This is a genomic window from Pseudomonas sp. Mb7, from assembly GCF_054790525.1.
Map to the genome: position 1 here is coordinate 2,092,089 of NZ_CP186501.1, position 19,565 is coordinate 2,111,653.

22 protein-coding genes are annotated in these 19,565 nt (G+C 58.2%); 10 read left to right on the forward strand and 12 right to left on the reverse strand.

Going from position 1 to position 19,565, the window contains the following annotated elements; genetic code table 11:
- Positions 1-4 precede the first annotated feature (4 nt).
- Positions 5-841, reverse strand: coding sequence for an AraC family transcriptional regulator (locus ACOYXH_RS09620; RefSeq protein WP_220558720.1), 837 nt, complete (start codon positions 839-841; stop codon positions 5-7).
- Positions 842-978: 137 nt separating this feature from the next.
- Here ACOYXH_RS09620 and ACOYXH_RS09625 point away from each other — a divergent pair, with 137 nt between their 5' ends.
- Both ACOYXH_RS09625 and ACOYXH_RS09630 read left to right on the forward strand, forming a co-directional pair.
- Entirely contained in the window at positions 979-1,254 is a 276-nt protein-coding gene (locus ACOYXH_RS09625) for a hypothetical protein (protein ID WP_095049861.1), read from the forward strand.
- A gap of 67 nt (positions 1,255-1,321) precedes the next feature.
- Positions 1,322-2,245 carry a bifunctional helix-turn-helix transcriptional regulator/GNAT family N-acetyltransferase gene (locus tag ACOYXH_RS09630; protein ID WP_460410604.1) on the forward strand — a complete coding sequence of 308 codons (924 nt, stop codon included), beginning with the start codon at positions 1,322-1,324 and terminating at the stop codon, positions 2,243-2,245.
- A 974-nt stretch (positions 2,246-3,219) separates the two neighbouring features.
- Here ACOYXH_RS09630 and ACOYXH_RS09635 read toward each other — a convergent pair.
- The 4 genes from ACOYXH_RS09635 to ACOYXH_RS09650 all read right to left on the reverse strand — a co-directional run bounded on the left by ACOYXH_RS09635 (position 3,220) and on the right by ACOYXH_RS09650 (position 7,717).
- A complete protein-coding gene (locus ACOYXH_RS09635) occupies positions 3,220-3,681 on the reverse strand; it encodes a DUF3574 domain-containing protein (protein WP_095049879.1) in 462 nt (153 codons plus the stop codon).
- Between the two features lie 197 nt (positions 3,682-3,878).
- Entirely contained in the window at positions 3,879-6,263 is a 2,385-nt protein-coding gene (locus ACOYXH_RS09640) for a DUF3772 domain-containing protein (protein ID WP_460410605.1), read from the reverse strand.
- A gap of 166 nt (positions 6,264-6,429) precedes the next feature.
- On the reverse strand, positions 6,430-6,702 hold the full coding sequence (locus tag ACOYXH_RS09645; protein ID WP_258709736.1) for a hypothetical protein: 273 nt from the start codon (positions 6,700-6,702) through the stop codon (positions 6,430-6,432).
- Positions 6,703-6,838: 136 nt separating this feature from the next.
- Positions 6,839-7,717: a LysR family transcriptional regulator gene (locus ACOYXH_RS09650; protein ID WP_220558728.1), complete on the reverse strand. Its 879-nt coding sequence runs from the start codon at positions 7,715-7,717 to the stop codon at positions 6,839-6,841.
- 157 nt (positions 7,718-7,874) lie between these two features.
- Between ACOYXH_RS09650 and ACOYXH_RS09655 the strand changes: the two genes are divergently transcribed.
- The 7 genes from ACOYXH_RS09655 to ACOYXH_RS09685 all read left to right on the forward strand — a co-directional run bounded on the left by ACOYXH_RS09655 (position 7,875) and on the right by ACOYXH_RS09685 (position 13,498).
- A complete protein-coding gene (locus tag ACOYXH_RS09655) occupies positions 7,875-8,300 on the forward strand; it encodes a VOC family protein (protein WP_026000724.1) in 426 nt (141 codons plus the stop codon).
- Between the two features lie 112 nt (positions 8,301-8,412).
- On the forward strand, positions 8,413-9,669 hold the full coding sequence (locus ACOYXH_RS09660) for a cation:dicarboxylate symporter family transporter (protein WP_095049883.1): 1,257 nt from the start codon (positions 8,413-8,415) through the stop codon (positions 9,667-9,669).
- A 122-nt stretch (positions 9,670-9,791) separates the two neighbouring features.
- Positions 9,792-10,895, forward strand: coding sequence for an alkene reductase (locus ACOYXH_RS09665; protein ID WP_460410606.1), 1,104 nt, complete (start codon positions 9,792-9,794; stop codon positions 10,893-10,895).
- 57 nt (positions 10,896-10,952) lie between these two features.
- Positions 10,953-11,696 (forward strand): SDR family oxidoreductase, encoded by a 744-nt coding sequence (locus tag ACOYXH_RS09670; RefSeq protein WP_095049885.1) that lies wholly within the window; start codon positions 10,953-10,955, stop codon positions 11,694-11,696.
- A gap of 81 nt (positions 11,697-11,777) precedes the next feature.
- Positions 11,778-12,164, forward strand: coding sequence for a nuclear transport factor 2 family protein (locus ACOYXH_RS09675; RefSeq protein ID WP_095049886.1), 387 nt, complete (start codon positions 11,778-11,780; stop codon positions 12,162-12,164).
- Between the two features lie 65 nt (positions 12,165-12,229).
- Positions 12,230-12,664 carry an SRPBCC family protein gene (locus tag ACOYXH_RS09680; RefSeq protein WP_095049887.1) on the forward strand — a complete coding sequence of 145 codons (435 nt, stop codon included), beginning with the start codon at positions 12,230-12,232 and terminating at the stop codon, positions 12,662-12,664.
- Between the two features lie 117 nt (positions 12,665-12,781).
- Positions 12,782-13,498, forward strand: coding sequence for a class I SAM-dependent methyltransferase (locus ACOYXH_RS09685; RefSeq protein WP_095049888.1), 717 nt, complete (start codon positions 12,782-12,784; stop codon positions 13,496-13,498).
- A 713-nt stretch (positions 13,499-14,211) separates the two neighbouring features.
- On the opposite strand, the gene ACOYXH_RS09690 is transcribed toward ACOYXH_RS09685, so the two are convergent.
- The 3 genes from ACOYXH_RS09690 to ACOYXH_RS09700 form a co-directional block, all read right to left on the reverse strand.
- The gene (locus ACOYXH_RS09690) at positions 14,212-14,370 is read right to left on the reverse strand and encodes a DUF2986 domain-containing protein (protein ID WP_095049889.1); all 159 of its coding nucleotides are present in this window, start codon (positions 14,368-14,370) and stop codon (positions 14,212-14,214) included.
- A 78-nt stretch (positions 14,371-14,448) separates the two neighbouring features.
- The gene (locus tag ACOYXH_RS09695; protein ID WP_460410607.1) at positions 14,449-15,357 is read right to left on the reverse strand and encodes an alpha/beta fold hydrolase; all 909 of its coding nucleotides are present in this window, start codon (positions 15,355-15,357) and stop codon (positions 14,449-14,451) included.
- Between the two features lie 66 nt (positions 15,358-15,423).
- Positions 15,424-15,885, reverse strand: a complete 462-nt coding sequence (locus ACOYXH_RS09700; RefSeq protein WP_034155445.1) for a VOC family protein — start codon at positions 15,883-15,885, stop codon at positions 15,424-15,426.
- Between the two features lie 125 nt (positions 15,886-16,010).
- Here ACOYXH_RS09700 and ACOYXH_RS09705 point away from each other — a divergent pair, with 125 nt between their 5' ends.
- A complete protein-coding gene (locus ACOYXH_RS09705; RefSeq protein ID WP_460411545.1) occupies positions 16,011-16,496 on the forward strand; it encodes an anti-virulence regulator CigR family protein in 486 nt (161 codons plus the stop codon).
- 34 nt (positions 16,497-16,530) lie between these two features.
- Here ACOYXH_RS09705 and ACOYXH_RS09710 read toward each other — a convergent pair whose 3' ends face one another.
- From ACOYXH_RS09710 to ACOYXH_RS09725, 4 genes are all read right to left on the reverse strand, one after another.
- Positions 16,531-18,072: a methyltransferase regulatory domain-containing protein gene (locus ACOYXH_RS09710; RefSeq protein ID WP_460410608.1), complete on the reverse strand. Its 1,542-nt coding sequence runs from the start codon at positions 18,070-18,072 to the stop codon at positions 16,531-16,533.
- A gap of 167 nt (positions 18,073-18,239) precedes the next feature.
- Complete coding sequence (locus ACOYXH_RS09715) at positions 18,240-18,722, reverse strand: GNAT family N-acetyltransferase (protein WP_460410609.1); 483 nt, start codon at positions 18,720-18,722, stop codon at positions 18,240-18,242.
- Positions 18,723-18,852: 130 nt separating this feature from the next.
- The gene (locus ACOYXH_RS09720) at positions 18,853-19,173 is read right to left on the reverse strand and encodes an isochorismate lyase (protein WP_095049893.1); all 321 of its coding nucleotides are present in this window, start codon (positions 19,171-19,173) and stop codon (positions 18,853-18,855) included.
- 171 nt (positions 19,174-19,344) lie between these two features.
- Positions 19,345-19,548 carry a PLD nuclease N-terminal domain-containing protein gene (locus tag ACOYXH_RS09725; protein ID WP_095049894.1) on the reverse strand — a complete coding sequence of 68 codons (204 nt, stop codon included), beginning with the start codon at positions 19,546-19,548 and terminating at the stop codon, positions 19,345-19,347.
- Positions 19,549-19,565 lie beyond the last annotated feature (17 nt).

The window sequence follows — 19,565 nt, forward strand, 5'->3', positions numbered from 1 at the left end:
TGCGTCAGTCTGGAAGGTTTGAGCAGCGTTTGCGGTAATCCGCCGGCGTCAGTTGATAGGCACGCCGGAACCAGCGACCGAGGTGGCTCTGATCGGCAAAACCGAGCACGCTGGCGACTTGCGCCGGCGTTTCACCGCGCGCCAGCAACTGCCGCGCCTTGGCCAGGCGCAACTGGATCAGGTAGGCGTGCGGCGCCAGACCGAAGGCAGACTTGAACGCCCGGCTGAGACGGAAACGGTCCACCCCGCAGACCCGCGCGAGATCATCGAGACCGATATCTTCATAGGTGTGCGCGTGCAGATAATCCCGCGCCAGTTGCGCCACCAACGGCAGGCGCGGATCGAAAACCTGGCGCTTGCGCCAGTCGAGATGACGCGTGAGCGAGCTAAGCAGACCGTCAATGGCGGTCTGCCGGACGATGCGCAGATCGCCGTCATGCAACGCATGGAAAGCGTGATTGATCGCTGTGGCCAGACGCGGGTCCTGACTCAGCGTGTCGGCAAAACCGGGCTGACTGTCGGACGGTGCGTCTTCGAACAGCGCGTGCATTTCACGCTCCAGCCAGTGCGGATCGAGGTAGAGCATCGAATAGGTAAAACCTTCCTCGGTCGGCGCCTGGCCATCGTGGATTTCCCCCGGCTCCAGCAGGAACACATTGCCCGGGGTACTGCGATGGCGTACTCGGCGGCAATTGAATTGCTGCACGCCTTGCTCGGTGACGCCGACGAGGAAGCTGTCATGCCAGTGCGGATCGTAGGCATGCCCCTGAAAATGAGCACGAATCGATTCAATCCCGGTGTCGACATCCTGGGACAGCTCGATCCAGTTGCGTTTATCCACGAAAGCTCCAGTGTTCGCCATTGAACGGTGCGGCCCCATAAAATACCGCGCAATGCTCATCGACGTTTAGAAGATTTGTGCAGATGAGGGGGCTAGACTCTGCAGGTCACGAACCCTTTGGCGGCAGGTGGAATGCGATGATTAACCGATGCTCGCGCGGGGTTTTACTCACCTTGATCGCCCTCAGCCTGGCGTTGGCGGCAGGCTGCTCAGGCCGCAAACACTATCCGCCTTCCGGCGTCGGGGACGCCTGCTACGCCAAAGCCTTGCCCTCGGTCGGTGAGGGCGGTCTGGCCTGGGGCTCCAGTTTGAACATGGCCCGGCAGAAGTCGATGAGCAACTGCATCCGCTATGCCGGGCGCTCTGGGGGCACGCCGGACACCTGTCAGGTGGTGTTGGCCAAGTGCCGATAGCTTTCTGTTGACATGGTTGCTTTTGGCAAATATATAGTTGCTTTAAGCAATTAACTGAGCGTTTGCCATGTCCAGCAGCCATCTCCTCGAGCAAGCCGACGTTGTGCGCGGTTTCAACCGCTTCTACACCCATCAGATCGGTGTATTGCAGGAGCATCTGCTGCAAAGCGACTACTCGCTGACCGAGTTACGCATTTTGTATGAGCTGGCGTCGCGCGGTGACCTGACCAGTGCTGAACTGCGCCAGATGCTCGGCCTCGATGCCGGCTACATGAGCCGCATCATCAGCGGTTTCGAAAAGCACGGCTTGATCCAGAAAGTGCCGTCGCCTACGGACGGCCGCGCTGCGCAATTGCACCTCACCGACCTCGGGCGCGAAATTCTGGTCCCGCTGGAAAAGGCTTCCCGCGAACAGATCGTCGCCATGCTCGAGCGATTGCCTGAACCGCAGCAGAAACAACTGATCGGCGCCATGACGCTGATCCAGACACTGCTGCAAGGCAACAGAGACTCAACCTACGTATTACGCGATCCGCAGCCCGGCGACATGGGTACAGTGATGCAACAGCAAACCGCACTGTATACCCGCGAATACGGCTGGAATTCGGAGTTCGAGGCGCTAGTGGCCGAGGTGGTCGCCAAGTACTTGCGCGATTACGACCCCACCTGTGAGCGCTGCTGGATTGCCGAAAAGGACGGCAAGGTCATCGGTTCGGTGTTCATCGTCCGCCAGGACGCGACTACCGCCAAACTGCGCATGCTCTACGTCGACGCCAGCGCGCGGGGTCTGGGCATTGGCAGTCGTCTGGTCGAGGAGTGCCTGCGCTTTGCCCGGCAGATGGGTTACCGGAAAATGACCTTGTGGACGACCAGCAACCTGACGGCTGCACGCAAGATTTATCAGCAGGCCGGGTTTGAGTTGGTGGAGGAAGAAGCGGTTCACAGCTTTGGCAAGGATCTGCTGAGTCAGACGTGGGCGCGGGTGTTGTGAGCTGTTTTTCGTCGTCGGGTGCAGTAAAAAGACAGACGAAAAAAAACCGCCTTTGCGGGGCGGTTCTTTTTGTAAACCCTGGTTTGCGACCGAGGTTTGTTGCTTCACTAGCTGCTATGACATGTGCTCATGGTATGAGTCTTTGCGTCCCCTCGCAACATTAATATTCTGTATCAGGTGGATGCATACGTTATCCAATGTTGAAAAGAGCAATACTGGCAGAAATAACGTTTTACAAAGCCGATGAATTACCTGGTCATGTATCGTTCTATTGAGGGTTATGATGCTGACGCTCACATGTCTGAGCAGCGACGAGGTTTGGCTGGCAACTCAACGGTTTCATTCCCTCTGACACGGTTTTGCACCCGTGCCGGGATGATACTTCGGAGGGCTTTCAACCGGCCGCCTCACTAGCTGCTATGACATGCCAGCTGAAGGCAAGCATGATCCGGTAAGCTTGCTGGAGGTTTGGCCCCCAGCCCTGGAGGCCAAAACGTATGAAGCTTTTGCTGCGTACGCTGAGCCTTGTATGGAGATTGTTTAAAGCATTTCGCTTTTACGAGTTCCTGCGAGACCACTTTGACGACCTGAAGTGACGGCCGTTAATGTGGGAAAAGCCCGTTCCGGTTTCGACTGGAACGGGCTTTTTTTGCTCTGGAATAGCTGTCAAAAGTATGGTTTTCCTACATTTGATTTCTTTGTTGCGTAGGCCGTTTCTTCGGCACGTGTAGGCTTAGTTCAAAGCCTTCACTCTAACCCTCTTTCGGAGGGAGAGGGGACTGACCGAGGTGATCTCAAACGCTACGCCGACCTGAATGTTTTCTTACCGAATCGATTATGGATTCAGTGAAGGAAAAACAGGTCGAGGTCGGTTTTGATTCAGTGAGCCATGCTCAGGTCGGCGTAAATCTCCAATATCCCCGGATCGGTTCCCTCTCCCTCTGGGAGAGGGTTAGGGTGAGGGGCTTCTGATTCTAGAAGGACACCTCCGCCGGCTGCGACAACCGCAGCACCGACAAGTCCCCCGTAATACGCTTGTAAGCCAGGCGAATCGCTTCAATGTTGCCCGCATTCTTCGGGCTGTTCTCATGCAAGATCACAATCACCTTGGTGCTCAAGCGTTCAGGCTCTTTCGCGCCCTTATCCCGCCACTGCCCATAAGCATCGAACACACTGAAACCATCAGGAAATCGCGACGTCACCTCCTGATCAAGAAACTCGCGCCAGCGCGCCGGGCTGACTGCACCGTCCTTGCCATCGATCGAACCAACGGAGAAGTACAACTCGGTGCGAATCCACTGCGCCTGCGCCGGCCGCGAAATATCACCTTGCAAGGTCGAACTGGCGGGATCATGGGTGTGAACGGACGCAGGAGGAGGGCTGGCACAACCGGCGACGGCGACGAACAGCGCCGCCAGTAGAAAACGTCGAGGCATGGAACATCCTTATTGAACGATGAGTAAACCGCTCGAGTATAAGGTTGCCGTCTGACCGCCAATAAAGACCTAAAAAGCAGGCATTTAGGCGCTTCCGGAATAACCCTTCACCGCGCAAAAATTGTGGGAGCGAGCCTGCTCGCGAAAGCGATTTTTCAGACAGCGAAAATATTCCATGCCAGAGCCTTACCGATTCATTACGCACTCGCCGGCGGTTTCGCCAACGCAATCTCTGCCGCACCCAGCCGCTTGAGAATCTCGAACAGCAAATCACTTTTGGTCACCCCGACAATCCTCGGGCTAGCCACGTACCCGGTCACCGTCAAAGTAATTCCGTCAGGCGACAATTTGCTGAAGCGCACGAACGGTGCCGGTTTATCGAGGATGGTTTCGTTCTCCCGATACGTGTTGAGCAACAGGTCTTTCACCTCTTCAGGATCGATATCGAGCGGGAACACCAGTTCCAGTGACGCCACGCCTTGCGCGCTGCCGCCCAGGGTGACATTGCGCAGGTTCTGCGAGATCAGTTGCGAGTTGGGCACGATGACGATCGAGCGGTCGCTGAGCTGGATTTCCGTGGCGCGCACGTTGATGCGGCGGATGTCGCCTTCCACACCACTGATGCTGATCAAGTCGCCGACCTTCACCGGTCGTTCGGTGAGCAGAATCAGCCCCGAGACAAAGTTCTTCACGATCTCCTGCAAACCGAAACCGATACCCACCGACAACGCACTGACGATCCACGCCAGATTAGTCCACTGCACGCCCAGCGACGACAGCGTCAGTAGAATCACGAAGGCGTAACCGATGTTGGAAAACAGCGTGCTCAACGAGGCACACATGCCCGGGTCCATGTCGGTCCTGGGCAGGAACTCGTTGTCGAGCCAGCGACTCAGGGCGCGGATCAGCCAGATGCCGATCATCAGCGCTAGCACGGCATTGAGCAGGTGGCCGGGGACGATGTTCAGCTTGCGCAACCCGGCGCCGCCAAGGATCGCCATGATGTTGCTCGCCAGTTGCCCGAGCGTGGTGCCGATGCCACCGACAAACAGAGCGATCACCGCCAGCAGCATCAGTGCGGCCCGACTGAAGCCGGACAGCAGGATCGAGATCTGATCGAGGCGGCGATCACCGATGCCCAGTAACTGTTTGAGCGCTTTACCGCTGGCGTGCCGTGGCGAAAAAACGTGCTCGCAGACGTCCTTGATCAACTGGATCAGCAGGTAGAAACCCGACAAGACAATGTACGCCCACACCAGCTCATAACTGATGAACCGCGCCAGCGACACATAGCCGGCGAGCAGGGCAATCGCCGAGACAAACATCGAGACGCTAGCAAGGGTGTAAATCACCCCGGCAAACGTACTGTTCGCTGCTGCCGCATCATTAGCCGCGACCAGCGCCTTGCGCACTTTGCCGACGCGCAACAACAGGACCGTCACGATCGCCAGCACAACGATCGAAATGACCCCGCGCCCGGCAATCACGATCTGGCTGCTCATGCCGGTGGCATTGCTCACCTGCACCAGCGTCACCAGCACCAATAACGTGCAGGACAGGATGCGCGGGTAGGGCCTGAGCGCCAGCGCCACCTGATCGGCAATCGCCGGCAGGCGCCACGAGGGATGTTCGGTCGACAGCAGCGCGCGGCTCAACCCGGTTAGCAGCACGCACGCATACACGACCTTTTCGAACTCTTCGGAGAAGGTTTCCAGCACTGGCGGCAAAGGTTGATGACGGGTGCAGGCGTAGAACAGTAATTGCAGGGCAATGGCGGTGGTGGCGATGGTCGCCAGCGCCGAGGCGAACGCCAGCGCACTGCGGCGCAGACGTCCCTCGGGCATGCGGTAAATGCACACCCAGGTCAGACCGCGTTCGGCCAGCCGGCGGCCGAAGGTCCAGATGATCAGTGCCAGCGCCATCAACATACTGGTGTAGATGCGTTCGCCCGGCGCCCACACGGTGGCCCATGTGTCGCGCACCTGCGCAACGAAAAAGCGCAGACGCTGGCGATCATCGTCACTCGGACTCACCAGCGGCGACCAGAAACTGGGACTCAGCACGCTGTCAGTGCCCAGCGTCAGCTCACTTTCCAGCAGTGTGCGGCGTATCCCGGCGATCTGCGTAATCAGATCCGCCGCGCTCTGCTTCAGCGCCGCCAGGCTCTTCAATGTGCCGTCGACCTTGCTCTTCTGCTCGGCCAACGACGCCCGTTGCGCGACGATGTCTGCCTGCTCTTCCGCTAGATCGGCATCCGGCGCGGCCCCCAGCACCCCCAACTGCACTGCCAGTTGCGCCTGCTGCGGCAACAACGCCGCCGACAACCGATCGACATCCAGAATGAACGCCTGCACCCGATCCTGCGGGCCTTCGAGCTGGTTGTAATTGTTCGCTGCGGAAATCTGTTGCTTGAGGCCGTCGAGGCGTTGTTGCAGCGCCTGCAGTTCGCTTTGCGAAATCACCGGCAGCGGCGCGGCGGCGGTGGTTGCCGGCGCCGGCAAGTCGGCGGCCAATAGCGTCGGACTGCCGCCAACCGCCAGCATGAATGCGAAAAAAAACAACGACTTCAATGTGTTGCGCATGGGTGAGGCGGCTCGAATGGATCACACAGTCTATGAGGTTAGGTGATCGAGGCGATTGGCGCGCAAAAGTTTCCCGCAGAGCAGGGCCGGTGAGCAGAACTTGCAGACGCAAAAAGCCCGACGGGAGGTCGGGCCTTTATTCGGTGACGGCGGTAAAGCGCTGCACTCAGACGGCGCGGCGTTCGAGCAAACGGTCGGAACCCCCTTCGGCAACGGCATCGCTGAACAGTGGGTCGGTTTCGGTGGCGGCGGCAACGGCATCGCTGAACAGCGGATCGGTTTCGGTGGCGGCGGCAACGGCATCGCTGAACAGCGGATCAGTCTGGGTGGCGGCGGCTACTGCGTCGCTGAACAGCGGATCGGTTTGAGTCGCGGGAGCGGCAACAGCATTCAGGGCGAACAATGAGAAAGCGATGCTGAGAAGGGCTTGGCGTTTCATGAGTGTGTGCTCCGTGATGTAGTGGTGTGGTCTGGAGCCGATGTTACGCCGCGCATTTGATAAGAGAACTTCATTGAATTAATGGTTGTTATTGATGCGGTTAATGGCTGTGCTTTGTGAAGGCGCAACCCTGCACTCAGTCATAGCCGATCTTGACCTGCGCACTGATCAGCTCGGCCAGCATCCGTACAGGTTCGGTGAAGGTCTGGCGCGATCGGTGCACCAGCCCGATATCACGGTGGAACGTGTGCTGACCGAGGTCGAGCACCCGGACGCCGGCAGGCCAGGCAAAGCCGGGCGCCGTCTGCGGCACCAGCGCCACGCCGACACCGTTTTCGACCAGTTTGATAATTGCCTCCAGTTCATCCAGCTCGCAGACCTCGTGCAGGGTGAAATGCATCTGCCGTAAAAAGCGGTCGACCTGCCTGCCGCCGAAAGAGGAGCGGTCATATCGTATAAACGGCTGGCTACAAAGTAATTGGCTCCAGTCATCGCCCGGCACATCGCGTGGCACGATCAACCGGTAAGGCTCCAGCGCCAGCGTGGTCCAGCGCAGATCACTTTGCAGTGAGAAGGGTGGGCGGATGATCACGGCCATGTCGATCTCGCCAGCATCCACCAGATTGACCAGTTCCATCGACAACCCCGGAACGATCCGGGATCTGCACTGCGGGCAGTGCTGGTGAAACTTCGCGAGTGCATCGGGTAGATAAGAGCGCTGCACCGACGCAATGGCGCCGATGTTGACCAGCACGCTGGGCGGCAGCCCCACCGTTGTCGAGCCGAGGCTGTCGTAGAGCCTGAGCAGTTCTTGCGCTTGCAGCAGTATCTGGTGGCCCATTCTGTTGAGGTGTGCCGAGCGCCCCTTTCGGTCGAAAAGCTCGAAGCCGAGTTCGGCTTCCAGGCGCTGGATCTGGGCGCTGACGGCAGCCTGCGTGAGTCCGATCCTGTTGCCGGCTGCAGCGAAAGTACCTTCGCGTGCTACGGCGATGAGTGTCTTCAGTTCTTTGATCATTCACAAATATTAATTGTGTTTCTAAGAAATATATATTGATTTTTATGTTTGGTTTTCCGCCCTAGGATGTTTCCCATCCCCCGGCAGCGGCTGAACCCAAGGCGCCGATGACGGCAGGAATGTTCACCAACCAACAAAAACATGATTGGAGTTTCTGATGAGCCTCTCGCCTTTTCACCTCGCTATCCCCGTTTACGATCTGGCTGCAGCGCGCACCTTTTACGGTGAAGTCTTTGGTCTTGAAGAAGGGCGCTCCAGTACTCAGTGGGTCGATTTCGACTTTTATGGCCACCAACTGGTGATTCATGAACACCCGAAAACCGCGTCCCAGGAAAGCGTTCACAGCAACCCGGTCGACGGTCACGACGTCCCTGTTCCGCACTTCGGCATCATTTTGGGATGGCAACAGTGGGAAGCATTGGCCGAACGTCTGAAGTCCTTTGGCACCGAGTTTGTGATCGAACCTTACATCCGCTTTCAAGGGCAGGTGGGTGAGCAGGCCACCATGTTCCTCTTTGATCCTTGCGGTAACGCCCTGGAGTTCAAGGCGTTCAAGGATATGAGCCAGCTCTTCGCCAAGTGACAACCGTCATGGCACAACCCGGTTGTGCCATTTGGTCCCTAGTGAGCTGGAAGCTCATGACTCTAGCAACTGCCGCTGACGCAGACCTTTCCTTCCAACAAAAAGGCTAGACATGAAACGTATTCCCCTGGTGTGGCAAATCGTTGCCGGGCTGTTGCTTGGCGTGCTCGTCGGTTGGTATTTCAATACCCATCCGCAATATCAAACGTGGGTCAGCACGGAGATCCTTAAGCCCCTCGGTGACATCTTTATCAAGATGATGAAGATGGTGGTTGTACCGATTGTCTTCTGTTGCATGATTCTGGGCATCGCTGGCGGTGGCGATAACAAGTCGTTTGGCCGCATGGGCATCAAGTCGCTGGGTTATTTCTTTGCTATTACCGCGCTGGCCATTGTCATCGGCTTGTGTTTTGCAAACCTCTTTGAACCGGGTAGCGGCACCGATATTTCCGGCCTGTCGCATGGCACGGCATCGATCAACATGGAGCCCTCGAAAGGCGCGCTGGTGATCGTGCAGAACATCGTGCCGGACAATGTTCTGGTGGCGATGTCGGAAGCGAAATTGCTCTCGGTACTGTTCTTCGCCGTGCTGTTCGGCCTCGCCCTGAATGCGCTGCCAAGAGAAAAAAGTGCGCCAGCCATCGCGGTGGTTCAGAGCATTTCCGATGCGATGTTCAAAGTGGTCTCTATTGTCATGGCCTACGCGCCGGTTGGTGTCTTCGGCATGATTGGCGCCACGGTCGCGACCTTTGGTTTTGCCTCGCTGTTGCCATTGCTCAAGTTGATCGGCGTGGTTTACCTGGCGCTGGTGGTCTTTGCATTGGTGATACTCGGTGGCATTTGCTACTTGATTGGGGAGAACATTTTCAAATTGATTCGCTACTTCCGCAGTGAATTGATTCTGGCGTTCTCAAGTGCCGCATCCGCCGCCGTCATGCCGCAGTTGATGAGCCGTTTGGAGCGCTACGGTGTACCGCGGCGGATCGTCAGTTTCGTGGTGCCGGTGGGTTATGCATTCAATCTGGACGGCGCTTCGATTTTCCTCGGTGTCGCGACGATCTTTGTGGCGCAGCTCTATGGCATCGACCTGTCACTGTCGCAGCAGATCCTGCTGGTGGTGACGATGGTACTGACGTCGAAAGGCGCGGCGGGGGTGCCCGGGTTTGCCATCATCATCCTCTCCGCTACGTTGGCTTCGGCCGGTCTGCCCCTGGAGGGCGTGGCATTGATCGCGGGTATTTTCAGGATCATCGACAGCGGTACGACCACGCTGAACGTATTGGGCAATGCCATCGCACCGCTGGTGATTGCCAAGTGGGAAAGAGCCGCGCTTGAACCGTCAGGTGTTCATCCCGCTGCCGAAGTGTGAGCCTTCAAGCGTCGGCCCCTCACGTTTGAAACCGCACCGATAACGAGTGCACGCCCGCTGGCGCAGGGGCGTTTTTTTTGGGTTGCTTTACTAGACGACCGGTCTATTTAATAGGAGTGCTTATGATTGATAACGCTGTTGATACCGACCTTTTTTCGCCCATGCAGATGGGCGCGCTGCAATTGGCCAATCGAATTGTCATGGCCCCCGTGACGCGCAGCCGGATGGCCGACGACGGCGTACCGAATGAAATGCATGCGACTTACTACGCTCAGCGTGCGAGTGCAGGTTTGATCATCGCCGAGGCGACGAACATTTCCGCTCAGGGACGTGGCTATGCGATGACGCCGGGCATCTGGTCGCAAGCGCAGGTCGCCGGGTGGAAACAAGTCACCGATGCGGTGCACGCGGCCGGCGGAAAAATCGTCTGCCAGCTGTGGCACGTCGGGCGTTTTTCCAGTGTCGAGTTGCAGCCCAATGGCGAAGCGCCGGTCGCACCCTCGGCCATCAAGGCTGAGGGCAGCACGTATACCGAGAAAGGTTTTGTCGAGGTATCGATGCCTCGCGCGCTTGAGACCGCGGAAATTCCCGGAATCATCGAGCAGTACAAACTCGCCGCCGAGAATGCCAGGCAAGCCGGGTTCGATGGCGTCGAAGTGCATTCGGCCAACAGTTATCTGCTCGACCAGTTTCTGCGTGATTCGACCAATCAGCGCACGGACCTCTATGGCGGCTCCATCGAGAACCGTGCCCGGCTGACGCTGCAAGTGACGGAAGCGGTGGCGTCCATCTGGGGCAGCGACCGTGTCGGTATCCGCCTGTCTCCGGTGACGCCCGATGCCGGCAATACGCCGCCCGACAGCAACGTCATGGCGACTTACGGCTACCTGATCCAGCAACTCAATCGATTCAATCTGGCCTACCTGCATTTCGTCGAAGGCGCCACCGCCACTTCTCGCAGCGTTCCTGCGGGCGTGGATCTCGACGCGCTGAGTGCGCAGTTCGACGGCGCGTTCATTGGCAACAACAACTATGACCTGGCGATGGCGCTTGAGCGTCGGGCGCAGGGCCATATCGATGCGGTGGCGTTTGGGCGTTTGTTTATTGCCAACCCCGACCTGGTCGAGCGCTTACGCCATGGTCTCGAACTGACCATTGCCCCGCGTGAGAGTTACTACGGCGGTGGCGCGAAAGGCTACATCGATTGGCCAACCGCTAACGCCTGAATGGCAACCCTGACACCGACCGGGCGCAATCGCATTCACTGCAAAGAGGAACGAAACATGAATTATCTACACAACAAAGTCGCCATCGTCACCGGTGCATCTTCCGGTATCGGCGCGGCCACGACGCGTGCGCTGGCGGCACAAGGGGTTCGTGTGGTTGTCGCTGCGCTGGACGAAAAGGGCTTACAGGCTTTCGTCGCCGAGTTGCGTGAGGCCGGCCATGACGTGGTCGCTTTTACTGCTGATGTGACCCGGCTTGAGCAAACCAGAGCACTCGCCAGGTTCGCGCAGGACACCTATGGCGGTGTCGACATTCTGGTGAATAACGCCGGGCTGATGCTGTTCTCCAATTGGGTCGATCTGGTCGTGGAGGATTGGGAAAAGATGATCGACGTGAACATCAAGGGTTATCTCAACGCTACCGCGGCAGTGCTGCCTGTGATGCTGGAGCAGCGGTCCGGGCAGATCCTCAACATGGACTCGGTGGCCGGCCATCAGGTCGGGCCGGCGGCGGGTGTTTACAGCGCCACCAAATTTTTTGTGCAGGCCATGACCGAGTCCATGCGCAAGGAATTGGGCGTACAGCATGGCATCCGCGTCAACACGGTCAGCCCCGGCGTTATCAATACCGGTTGGGCGGACAAGGTCAGTGATCCGCAAGGGCGCAAGGCCGCCCAGGAACTCAACCGCATCGCCATCGCGCCTGACGATGTTGCCCGGGCGGTGATCTATGCGCTCAACCAGCCGGTAAACGTCACCGTCAACGACCTGATCATTTCGCCGACGCGCCAGGACTGGTGAGTGTTGGCTGCTCCAGCCGCCGGGTGCCAGCCTTGGCTTCCGGTGGCCTTTGTAACTCCCCCCCAACGAAAGGAAACAACCATGTCGAAGAACATCAAGGCTGTACCGACCGCCGAATACACCGCTGTCATCGCCACCGCCAATCAATACGTCGAAGGTCTTCGGGTCGGTGATGCTCAAGGCGTCGCTCAAGCCTTTCATAAAGAGGCGGTGATGTACGGTTTCACCAACGGCGAATTGCTCGGCGGCCCGATCAAGAACCTGTTTGATTTCGTCGAGAAAAACGGCGCTGCCCCGCAAATCAGTACGCGTCTAGACGTGCTGGCGATCACACCGACCACCGCGGTGGTGCGCGTGGACATGGAAACCGATGCGATCGGTGCTGACTACAACGACTACCTGACCCTGATCAAAATTGGCGGCGTCTGGAAGGTCATCGCCAAGGTTTATCACCAGTTCGAGGCCTGAATATCGGTCGATCCCGGTAGTCCGCTGCCGGGATCGGCGGATGATCAATTACAAGGGGATACGAGATGTCGAAGGTTGAGTTTTCCGCTGTCGTGGAAGGCGCTGCACAACAGGTCTGGAACGTGGTGAAGCAGTTTGGCGAGATCAAGAACTGGCACCCTTCGATTGTGGACAGCCATATCGAAGGCGCAGGACCCGAGATTGTGGGCTGCATTCGCACGCTCACGTTGAGCGATGGCGCCGTTGTCAGAGAGCGCTTGTTGTCGGTTGATGACTCGACGTTGAGGCTGTCCTACCGTTTTGAAGAGTCGCCCTTACCGCTGGACAACTACGTGGCCAGCGTGGAACTGGTTGCTTTGTCAGGCCAGGACAGAACACTGGTCAGTTGGCTGGCCAGTTTCGATCTTCGAGAACCGAACAGTGCCGAGCACTATCAGGCACTGATTCGCAGCCTGATCGTCGACGGCCATGGTGGGCTGCAGGCGCTGCTTGCTCGGTAATACAAAACCCAGGTTCACATGCCCCGCATTCCCGCAAGGAATGCGGGGCATGAAGCGAATGAATTTTCCCTCTCGCGCTCTTCGGCGTAGCGTGCTCGAAAAACCAGGAGCATTGCCGTGAGCCAAACCTCGACCAGCCCCGCAGAAAAATTCGACACCTCCCGCGCCAGCGAATACGCCCGCCAAAGCCGCATCGCGCTGGCCGGCTACGACGCCTGTCATGATCTGGCGGCCTGCATGTTGGCGGCGAGCCTGGGTTCGCGTCCGGCCAACATACTGGTGGTCGGCGCTGGCGGCACGGCGCAGGAAATCATTGCGATGGCGGCGCTGGAGCCGCAATGGCATTTCACCGCAGTCGACCCTTCCGTACCGATGCTGGAAACCGCGACAGCGCAACTGCAGGCCAACGACTTGCTGCACCGAACCCAGGTGCATCTTGGCCACGTCGAAGACCTGCCGGCTGCTGCCTCATTTGATGCGGCAACGTTGATCGGCGTGCTCCATCATCTGAACGGTGATGAGCCCAAGCGCCAGATCCTGCAAGCGATTCAGGCGCGACTCAAACCGGGCGCACCGCTGATTGTCGCCGGCAACCATTACGCCTATGCCAGCCAACCGTTATTGCTCCAGGCGTGGGGACAGCGTTGGCGGCAGCAGGGCGCCAGTGCGGAGGAGGTGAAGGCCAAGCTGGGCAAGATTCTGCAAGGCGCCGACCCGCCGCATTCCGAAGCGGCGGTTCAGGCGTTGTTGCATGAGGCCGGGTTTGGCGAGGCGACGCGGTTTTTCAGCAGTTTGTTCTGGGGGGCTTGGCTGGCGTGTAAAACGCCTTCTTGATGCGGACTGGTTCGCAAGGTGCGCTCAGACATGCCATTAACGTCACCGTCGGCGTTCGATCCATTGTTCCTTGGTCAGCCCATAGCACTTGCACAGGGCCGGTGCACTGGAGAGGCTCAACTCGGCGTCGTACAAGTATCGGCGCAGAAAAGGAGAACCGCTCACATGTCCGTTCTCACAAGCCTATTAATGTTTTTGTTCCGGATCCTGCCATATTGTGCATTGCAAGAAGAAGTACCCCAACAACGTACCTATTGGAAAACCAAACATCAATAACGCACCTATGAACTCTGATGCTTTTCTCGAAGACTCAAGTCGGTTTCTGCTTCCATAGGCAAGCAGTAAATGGACGAAAACGGCTGCTGCGCAAAACACAGGTATGCCTATTGAGGTGCTTTTATCAATCATGCATAGCCATGCAGAAAGTGAGCAGATGAGGAAATAGAATAATGCCAGGGTGATATGAAATCTCATCAGTTTAATATGATTTTTTTCATAGTTTGGCGAGCTATTTGTCATCGTGAGTCTGGCTCCGAAATAGGCGCAAGCATAAAAATAAATGTGTCGTAAATTTGGTCGGTAAACGCGCAAAACGGACAGGAAAAAAACGACCACCCGGCCCGGTCAGCGAAACGCGTGGCGCCGGTGGCGGAGAAAGACCTCTACATTGACCGGGCGCTGGCGAATATTGCGCCGTTCTTGTAGAGCAGGGATCAGCTCTCGCTGGAATCGATTGATTCCACTGCTGCCTCAGCCTCCAGTTTCGCCCGCTCAGCCTTGCTGATGTACTTGGGCTTTTTCGGCGCCAGTTTGGCGCTGGCCTTCTTGGCCTTTTCCTTGAACAACTGCTGCAGTTTCTTTTGACGATTCATGTTTTCTGTCCGGCCTGCTCTTGCGCGCAAAAGGGGCGAATCCTGACGTAAGCGTCGGGCCAAGGCAATGCCCATTCTTCACATTGCGATAAAGTCGCGCACTGCCTTGATGGTCGGTGCCGGCGCCTCTTCCATCAACCAGTGTCCCGCCGCCGGTATCACCACTTCGGTCACGTTGTCCGCGGCATTGCGCATGACGATCGCTTCGTTGTTGCCAAAGGACTTTTCACCGCCCACGGCGAGCACCGGCATGGCCAGGTGTTTCTGCAGAACGGGGGCGTTGTCGAGGGCGTCCTGACGAATGCTGCGGAACTGGGCAAAAGCGGCGTGCATGGCGCCGGGGCGGGCGTATAGCTTGGCGTAATGCTGGCGGGTGCCTTCATCGACTTTGGCCGGGGTGCCGGCGAACTCGTTCCAGAAGCGGTCGAGGTAGATGCGTTCGCGCCCGGCAACCAGACGCTCCATGTCCGCGCCGCCGAAGTCGAAGTGCCAGAGCATCGGCGAACGAACAATGTCGTTCCACGGTGTGATGCCGGGCACGGGCGCATCCATCACCACCAGGCGCTCGGTCAGCTCGGGATAGCGCGCGGCATAGGCGAACGCGACCATGGTGCCGATGTCATGCCCGATGACCACCGAGTGCTCGATCTTCAGCGCGCTCAACACCTGAAGAATGTCGCCGGCCTGGGTCTTCTTGTCGTAGCCGTCCTGCGGAATCGACGATAACCCCATGCCGCGCAGATCCGGCACCACCACGGTGTGGTCGCGGGCCAGATCCGCCGCCAGCGGCGCCCACATGTCGCCGGTATCACCGAAACCATGCAACAGCACCACGGCCGGACCCTTGCCACCAACTCGCACATGCATTGTCGCGCCTTCGACTTTGATGTCCTGAGTGTGGAAGGTGGCGGGGAAGGGAGTGACGTCGGCGTGGACCTGGAAACTCAGGACGAGCAGGGCGAGGCCAGTCAGCAGTGGGCGGGTCATGGCGAAGTCTCCAAGCGTGGTGGCGATGGAGAGAGCGTAGACGTATCGATCAGGGGCGGCGGAGTTTCATCCGCAAGCAAATGCTGCCTCGATAAATGCCCCCAGCGCCTTCTCTTCGAGAATCTCGATCGAGAAATGCCCGAAGCGCTTGGGCAACCAGATGATGCGGGTTCCGGACGGCGATTGCAGGTTCTCGCGAGTCAGCGGCTGGCCGTTCTCGTCTTCCGGCTGAACCCCGCTGGCGAGCAGTTCGTCGTAGGCCAACTCGATATCAGGTGTCGTGTAGCAATGACGGTAAATCATGCCTTCGCCCACTGTATCCAACAGTTCCTTGAGATTTCCCGCCAGCGGCTGGACCAGCATGAAGCGTTCCTGACCGATCAACGCCACGGCATAGCGTACGTGCAGGCCCCCGCGATTCCAGGTCTGCGTTGTGGAGATCCGCGCCTGAAGGATCTGCGCGTAATAGGCACAGGCTTCTTCAAGGTCTTTGACCAGTACGTCGATGTGGCTGAACTTCAAATCCATGAAATAGCTCCTGTCAGGCAGTGTCGATGGGCTGGGCGTAATCGACGATCGGTCAGCCGGAATAAACTAAGCTGATGTGTAACGTCAAGATGACACAGGAGCAACCCACCATGAAGGCGCGCCGCATGAACAAGTCACGCACGTTGATTGCAACGATTTCCTCTCTTGCGCTGGTTGTCAGCTCGGCGATGGCATTGGCTGATCCCGGTAATGGAAAGGGCCAGGGCAATGGCAATGGCAATGGCAATGGCAAGGGTAATTCGCAGAATGTGCAGGGCCACGGTAACCAGAAAGGCAATGGCAACAAGGGCAACAACTCTGGCGGTGACTGGAGTCATGCCCCTAGTATCGATCGCGGCAATGTGCTCGGGATTGTTGGTGGCTACCGCGACTATTGGAGCCCGGGACCTGCGCTGCCACCGGGCATTCAAAAGAATCTTGCACGCGGCAAACCGCTGCCGCCCGGGATCGCGAAAAAACTCGATGGACGCCTGGTCGGTCACCTGCCGCATTACGATGGCTACGAATGGCAGCAGGTGGGCACGGATCTGATATTGGTTGCGCTGGCCACCGGCCTGATTTACGAGGTGCTCAACGGGGCGTTTGATTAAGATTTCCTGCCCCGCTGCGCACCACCTACCCCGATCAGACGATTTTCAAAGCGCTCAGCACGATCAGCGATTGCTCGGCAAAGGCCTGGGCCTGCTCGGTCAGCGCGGCGATGTTGGCTTCAGCGGTGGTCAGCGCTTTGCCGTCCTTGACCAACACTTCGTTTTGTTCGGCGATGACGCTCCACGCCAGTTGCGCCCACTCCGCCGGGTGCTGCTTGCCCTGACGGATCGCAATCAGGAACAGTTGCTGGAAACGACTGACGGTGACGCCACCCCCGGTGACCGGGCTGCTCAGCACTTGAATGTCGGCATTGAACAGCGCGCGTTTGCACAGTTGCAGGTTGAACGCGGCGCAGCGTTCATACACCAGAGCCTCGGCAGCTTCGCTCTGGCACGGGGCTACCGCGCCCATGCTGACCAGGATGGCGATGGCCTGTTCCAGATCGTCGTAGGCCATTGGTGACACCGCATGGAGCAACTGCTGCATCGTTTTGGCTTCATACATCTGATCCGCGAGGGCATTGAGGAGCGGGCGGTAAATTTCCGCTTGCAGCGTCGCTGCGCCAGCGGGGCCGGTGACGCTGGAGGCTACGTTTTCTGTCGGCTGCATCAGCACGAATCGCGTATTGAGCATGCGCGAACGGCGCTCGGTCGCGCTGAGTCGGTTGGCACCGCGCACGTACAGGTCGCGACGGAAAGCCTGGTTGACGAAATAGTCACGCGCCTGCTCGCGCATCACCGGGTGTTCGATACCGTCGAGAAAGGCCAGGCCTTCGGCGCTCAGGTTGAGTGCGTCGACCGAATCCATCGGCACCGCGGTCGTGACGTAATCGAGCTTGGCCGGGGCCAGTGCATCCACCATGTCGGCGAAATACATGCAGTTCCAGTCGCGATTGAAATATTCGTGGGCGACGTATTGGCGGTCCTGACCTTTGATGGTCTGCAGCCGGGCACCCAGACTCGGCGCGGCAATGGCGTACTTGGGGTTGGCCGCCAGCAGCGCTTCGGAAAACTGCAACGCGGCGTCGATGCGCTGATCCGCCCGCGTCGAGTGATTGGCGAAGCGGTCGTGCAGGCTGAACAATTGGCGCAACGGCGCAGCAGGCGACCAGCCCGGGAATGCGTTGTAGCTGACGTAGAGATGACCACCCGGTTTGAGGTGGCGTCGGGCGAATTCGACGATCAGTTTCTGGTTGTCACGGCTGACCCAGGTCCAGATGCCATGCAGGCTGATGCTGTCGAACTGCGGCAAATCATGGCGCGCCAGCAGTTGCTCGAAGCTGTCGTCGTAGAGTTTTGCGCCGTTGTTGCTGAGTTCCGCCAGCTCAATGGCATGGGCCGCCTGACCGGGGTGGAAGTCCGTCCCGACGAAGCCACCAGGGTTGGCCGTGGCGTGGATATTGATCGACACACCCTGGCCAAAGCCGAGTTCACAGTGATAACCGTCGGGATTGTCCAGACCGGCAAAGCCGCGCAACAACAGGCAGTAACGCTGGAATACCGGATTGATTTCCCGGCTATAGCTGTAGGTGTAGCCTTCGTCGGTGAAATAACCTTCGTTCCAGGCATTGCTCATGGGTGCAGCCTCTTGAATCGTAATGGAAAGTGGCTCTTGTAAAAGGATGGACGTGCGTCGTTCAGTCTTGCGCAGGTCATCAGCATGTTGTCGGCAGGATCGAACCATCCGATAGGGTTCGTGCTGATATTTTGCCGGGTTTATTCATGATCGGAGTTGGCCGCTCCTCACAATCGAACGCCCATCTCCAGGGCGCGGGTCTCGAAGCCGAACTCGGCATACATGCGCACCGCGCGCTCGTTGAACGGCCAGACCGTCAGGCGCAAGTCTTGAGCATTTTGCGCGATAGCCCAGTCTTTCACCCGTTGAATCAGTGCGCGGCCAATGCCTTTACCCCAAAACGTCTCGGCGACACACACCGAACCGATGCGAACAACATTCTGCGGCTGCATCAACGGCCCGGAACTGGCGGACAGGATGGCCGTAATGAACGCCACGGGCCGTTCACCTGCGCTGGCGATGAAGACGATCTGGCCAGGCTTTTCGAATACCCCCGCCCAGTGCGGCAAATCGCGGGCGAAATCTTCGGTCGCGGCGGCGTAGATATCGGGGCGGGCGGCGTGGTGTACCGAGTTGAGCAATTGGCCCAGCTCGCACATCGCCAGAGCATCTTCAGCGGTGGCGGTGCGGTAGGTAATGACTTCTTCCATGAATAGCGCTCGTTGATTTCGTGAGGGATCTGGCGTTGTGGTTGAAAAAGAAGTCATCGGACACACGCGGGCGGTGGTCGACAGCACGCGCCGCATGTTCGTGAGCCAGTGAAAAACTCCGGCAAAGGCGTCAACGTTCCGGTTGCTGCGCCGCCCAGTGCTTCATCTCTTCTGCGATGAAGTGATTGACCAGGTCGCTGTACATTTTCTCGATCGCGTCTGCGTTCAAACCTTCGGCGCAGGCCCATTCGCGGCGGGTGGCCAACATGGCCTGGTAACGCTCAGGTGCTCGAACCGACGTCGATGAGGTTTTGAACTTCGACGCGGCAATGACGTACTGGAAACGTTTGCCCAGGAGTTTGATAACCGCCTGATCGAGACGATCGATTTCACTCCGGATGTCTTGCATGTCCGCACAATCGGCGGGTTGTAATGTGTTGATCACTTCCATGTACGTCGTTCTCTCTTCGGGGGAATCTTTGCCGGGCAGGTGACACGCGAAAGAGGTGCCGACGATACCGGCATCCATCACTAAGATACGCTTCGCCAATGCAACCTCCCTGTTGTCGCCTGGCCGGCGCGTATTGCGGTGTGCAGCATAGATGAGGTTCTAGCGGCCTGACTACGATGCTGAGTTATGACTGACATGCTTGGGCCCCGCCAACGCCCAGGCAATCAAGCCGAACAGCGGCACAAACACGATCAGCACAATCCATACACCTTTGTTGCTCGCTTTCCCCTCGCTCTTGCGCACCCGATTGATGGCCCAGAGTTCGATTAGCAGAAGAACTGCCGCCAGTACGATCCACACGGTTTCGATTTGCATTGGCTACCTCCTGATGG

What these genes read in the sequence shown, in the direction of transcription:
- ACOYXH_RS09625 (WP_095049861.1), top strand. Translation starts at nt 979, where the DNA reads ATGATTAACCGATGCTCGCGCGGGGTTTTACTCACCTTGATCGCCCTC.
- ACOYXH_RS09630 (WP_460410604.1), top strand. Translation starts at nt 1,322, where the DNA reads ATGTCCAGCAGCCATCTCCTCGAGCAAGCCGACGTTGTGCGCGGTTTC.
- ACOYXH_RS09635 (WP_095049879.1), bottom strand. Translation starts at nt 3,681, where the DNA reads ATGCCTCGACGTTTTCTACTGGCGGCGCTGTTCGTCGCCGTCGCCGGT.
- ACOYXH_RS09640 (WP_460410605.1), bottom strand. Translation starts at nt 6,263, where the DNA reads ATGCGCAACACATTGAAGTCGTTGTTTTTTTTCGCATTCATGCTGGCG.
- ACOYXH_RS09645 (WP_258709736.1), bottom strand. Translation starts at nt 6,702, where the DNA reads ATGAAACGCCAAGCCCTTCTCAGCATCGCTTTCTCATTGTTCGCCCTG.
- ACOYXH_RS09650 (WP_220558728.1), bottom strand. Translation starts at nt 7,717, where the DNA reads ATGATCAAAGAACTGAAGACACTCATCGCCGTAGCACGCGAAGGTACT.
- ACOYXH_RS09655 (WP_026000724.1), top strand. Translation starts at nt 7,875, where the DNA reads ATGAGCCTCTCGCCTTTTCACCTCGCTATCCCCGTTTACGATCTGGCT.
- ACOYXH_RS09660 (WP_095049883.1), top strand. Translation starts at nt 8,413, where the DNA reads ATGAAACGTATTCCCCTGGTGTGGCAAATCGTTGCCGGGCTGTTGCTT.
- ACOYXH_RS09665 (WP_460410606.1), top strand. Translation starts at nt 9,792, where the DNA reads ATGATTGATAACGCTGTTGATACCGACCTTTTTTCGCCCATGCAGATG.
- ACOYXH_RS09670 (WP_095049885.1), top strand. Translation starts at nt 10,953, where the DNA reads ATGAATTATCTACACAACAAAGTCGCCATCGTCACCGGTGCATCTTCC.
- ACOYXH_RS09675 (WP_095049886.1), top strand. Translation starts at nt 11,778, where the DNA reads ATGTCGAAGAACATCAAGGCTGTACCGACCGCCGAATACACCGCTGTC.
- ACOYXH_RS09680 (WP_095049887.1), top strand. Translation starts at nt 12,230, where the DNA reads ATGTCGAAGGTTGAGTTTTCCGCTGTCGTGGAAGGCGCTGCACAACAG.
- ACOYXH_RS09690 (WP_095049889.1), bottom strand. Translation starts at nt 14,370, where the DNA reads ATGAATCGTCAAAAGAAACTGCAGCAGTTGTTCAAGGAAAAGGCCAAG.
- ACOYXH_RS09695 (WP_460410607.1), bottom strand. Translation starts at nt 15,357, where the DNA reads ATGACCCGCCCACTGCTGACTGGCCTCGCCCTGCTCGTCCTGAGTTTC.
- ACOYXH_RS09700 (WP_034155445.1), bottom strand. Translation starts at nt 15,885, where the DNA reads ATGGATTTGAAGTTCAGCCACATCGACGTACTGGTCAAAGACCTTGAA.
- ACOYXH_RS09705 (WP_460411545.1), top strand. Translation starts at nt 16,011, where the DNA reads ATGAACAAGTCACGCACGTTGATTGCAACGATTTCCTCTCTTGCGCTG.
- ACOYXH_RS09710 (WP_460410608.1), bottom strand. Translation starts at nt 18,072, where the DNA reads ATGAGCAATGCCTGGAACGAAGGTTATTTCACCGACGAAGGCTACACC.
- ACOYXH_RS09715 (WP_460410609.1), bottom strand. Translation starts at nt 18,722, where the DNA reads ATGGAAGAAGTCATTACCTACCGCACCGCCACCGCTGAAGATGCTCTG.
- ACOYXH_RS09720 (WP_095049893.1), bottom strand. Translation starts at nt 19,173, where the DNA reads ATGGAAGTGATCAACACATTACAACCCGCCGATTGTGCGGACATGCAA.
- ACOYXH_RS09725 (WP_095049894.1), bottom strand. Translation starts at nt 19,548, where the DNA reads ATGCAAATCGAAACCGTGTGGATCGTACTGGCGGCAGTTCTTCTGCTA.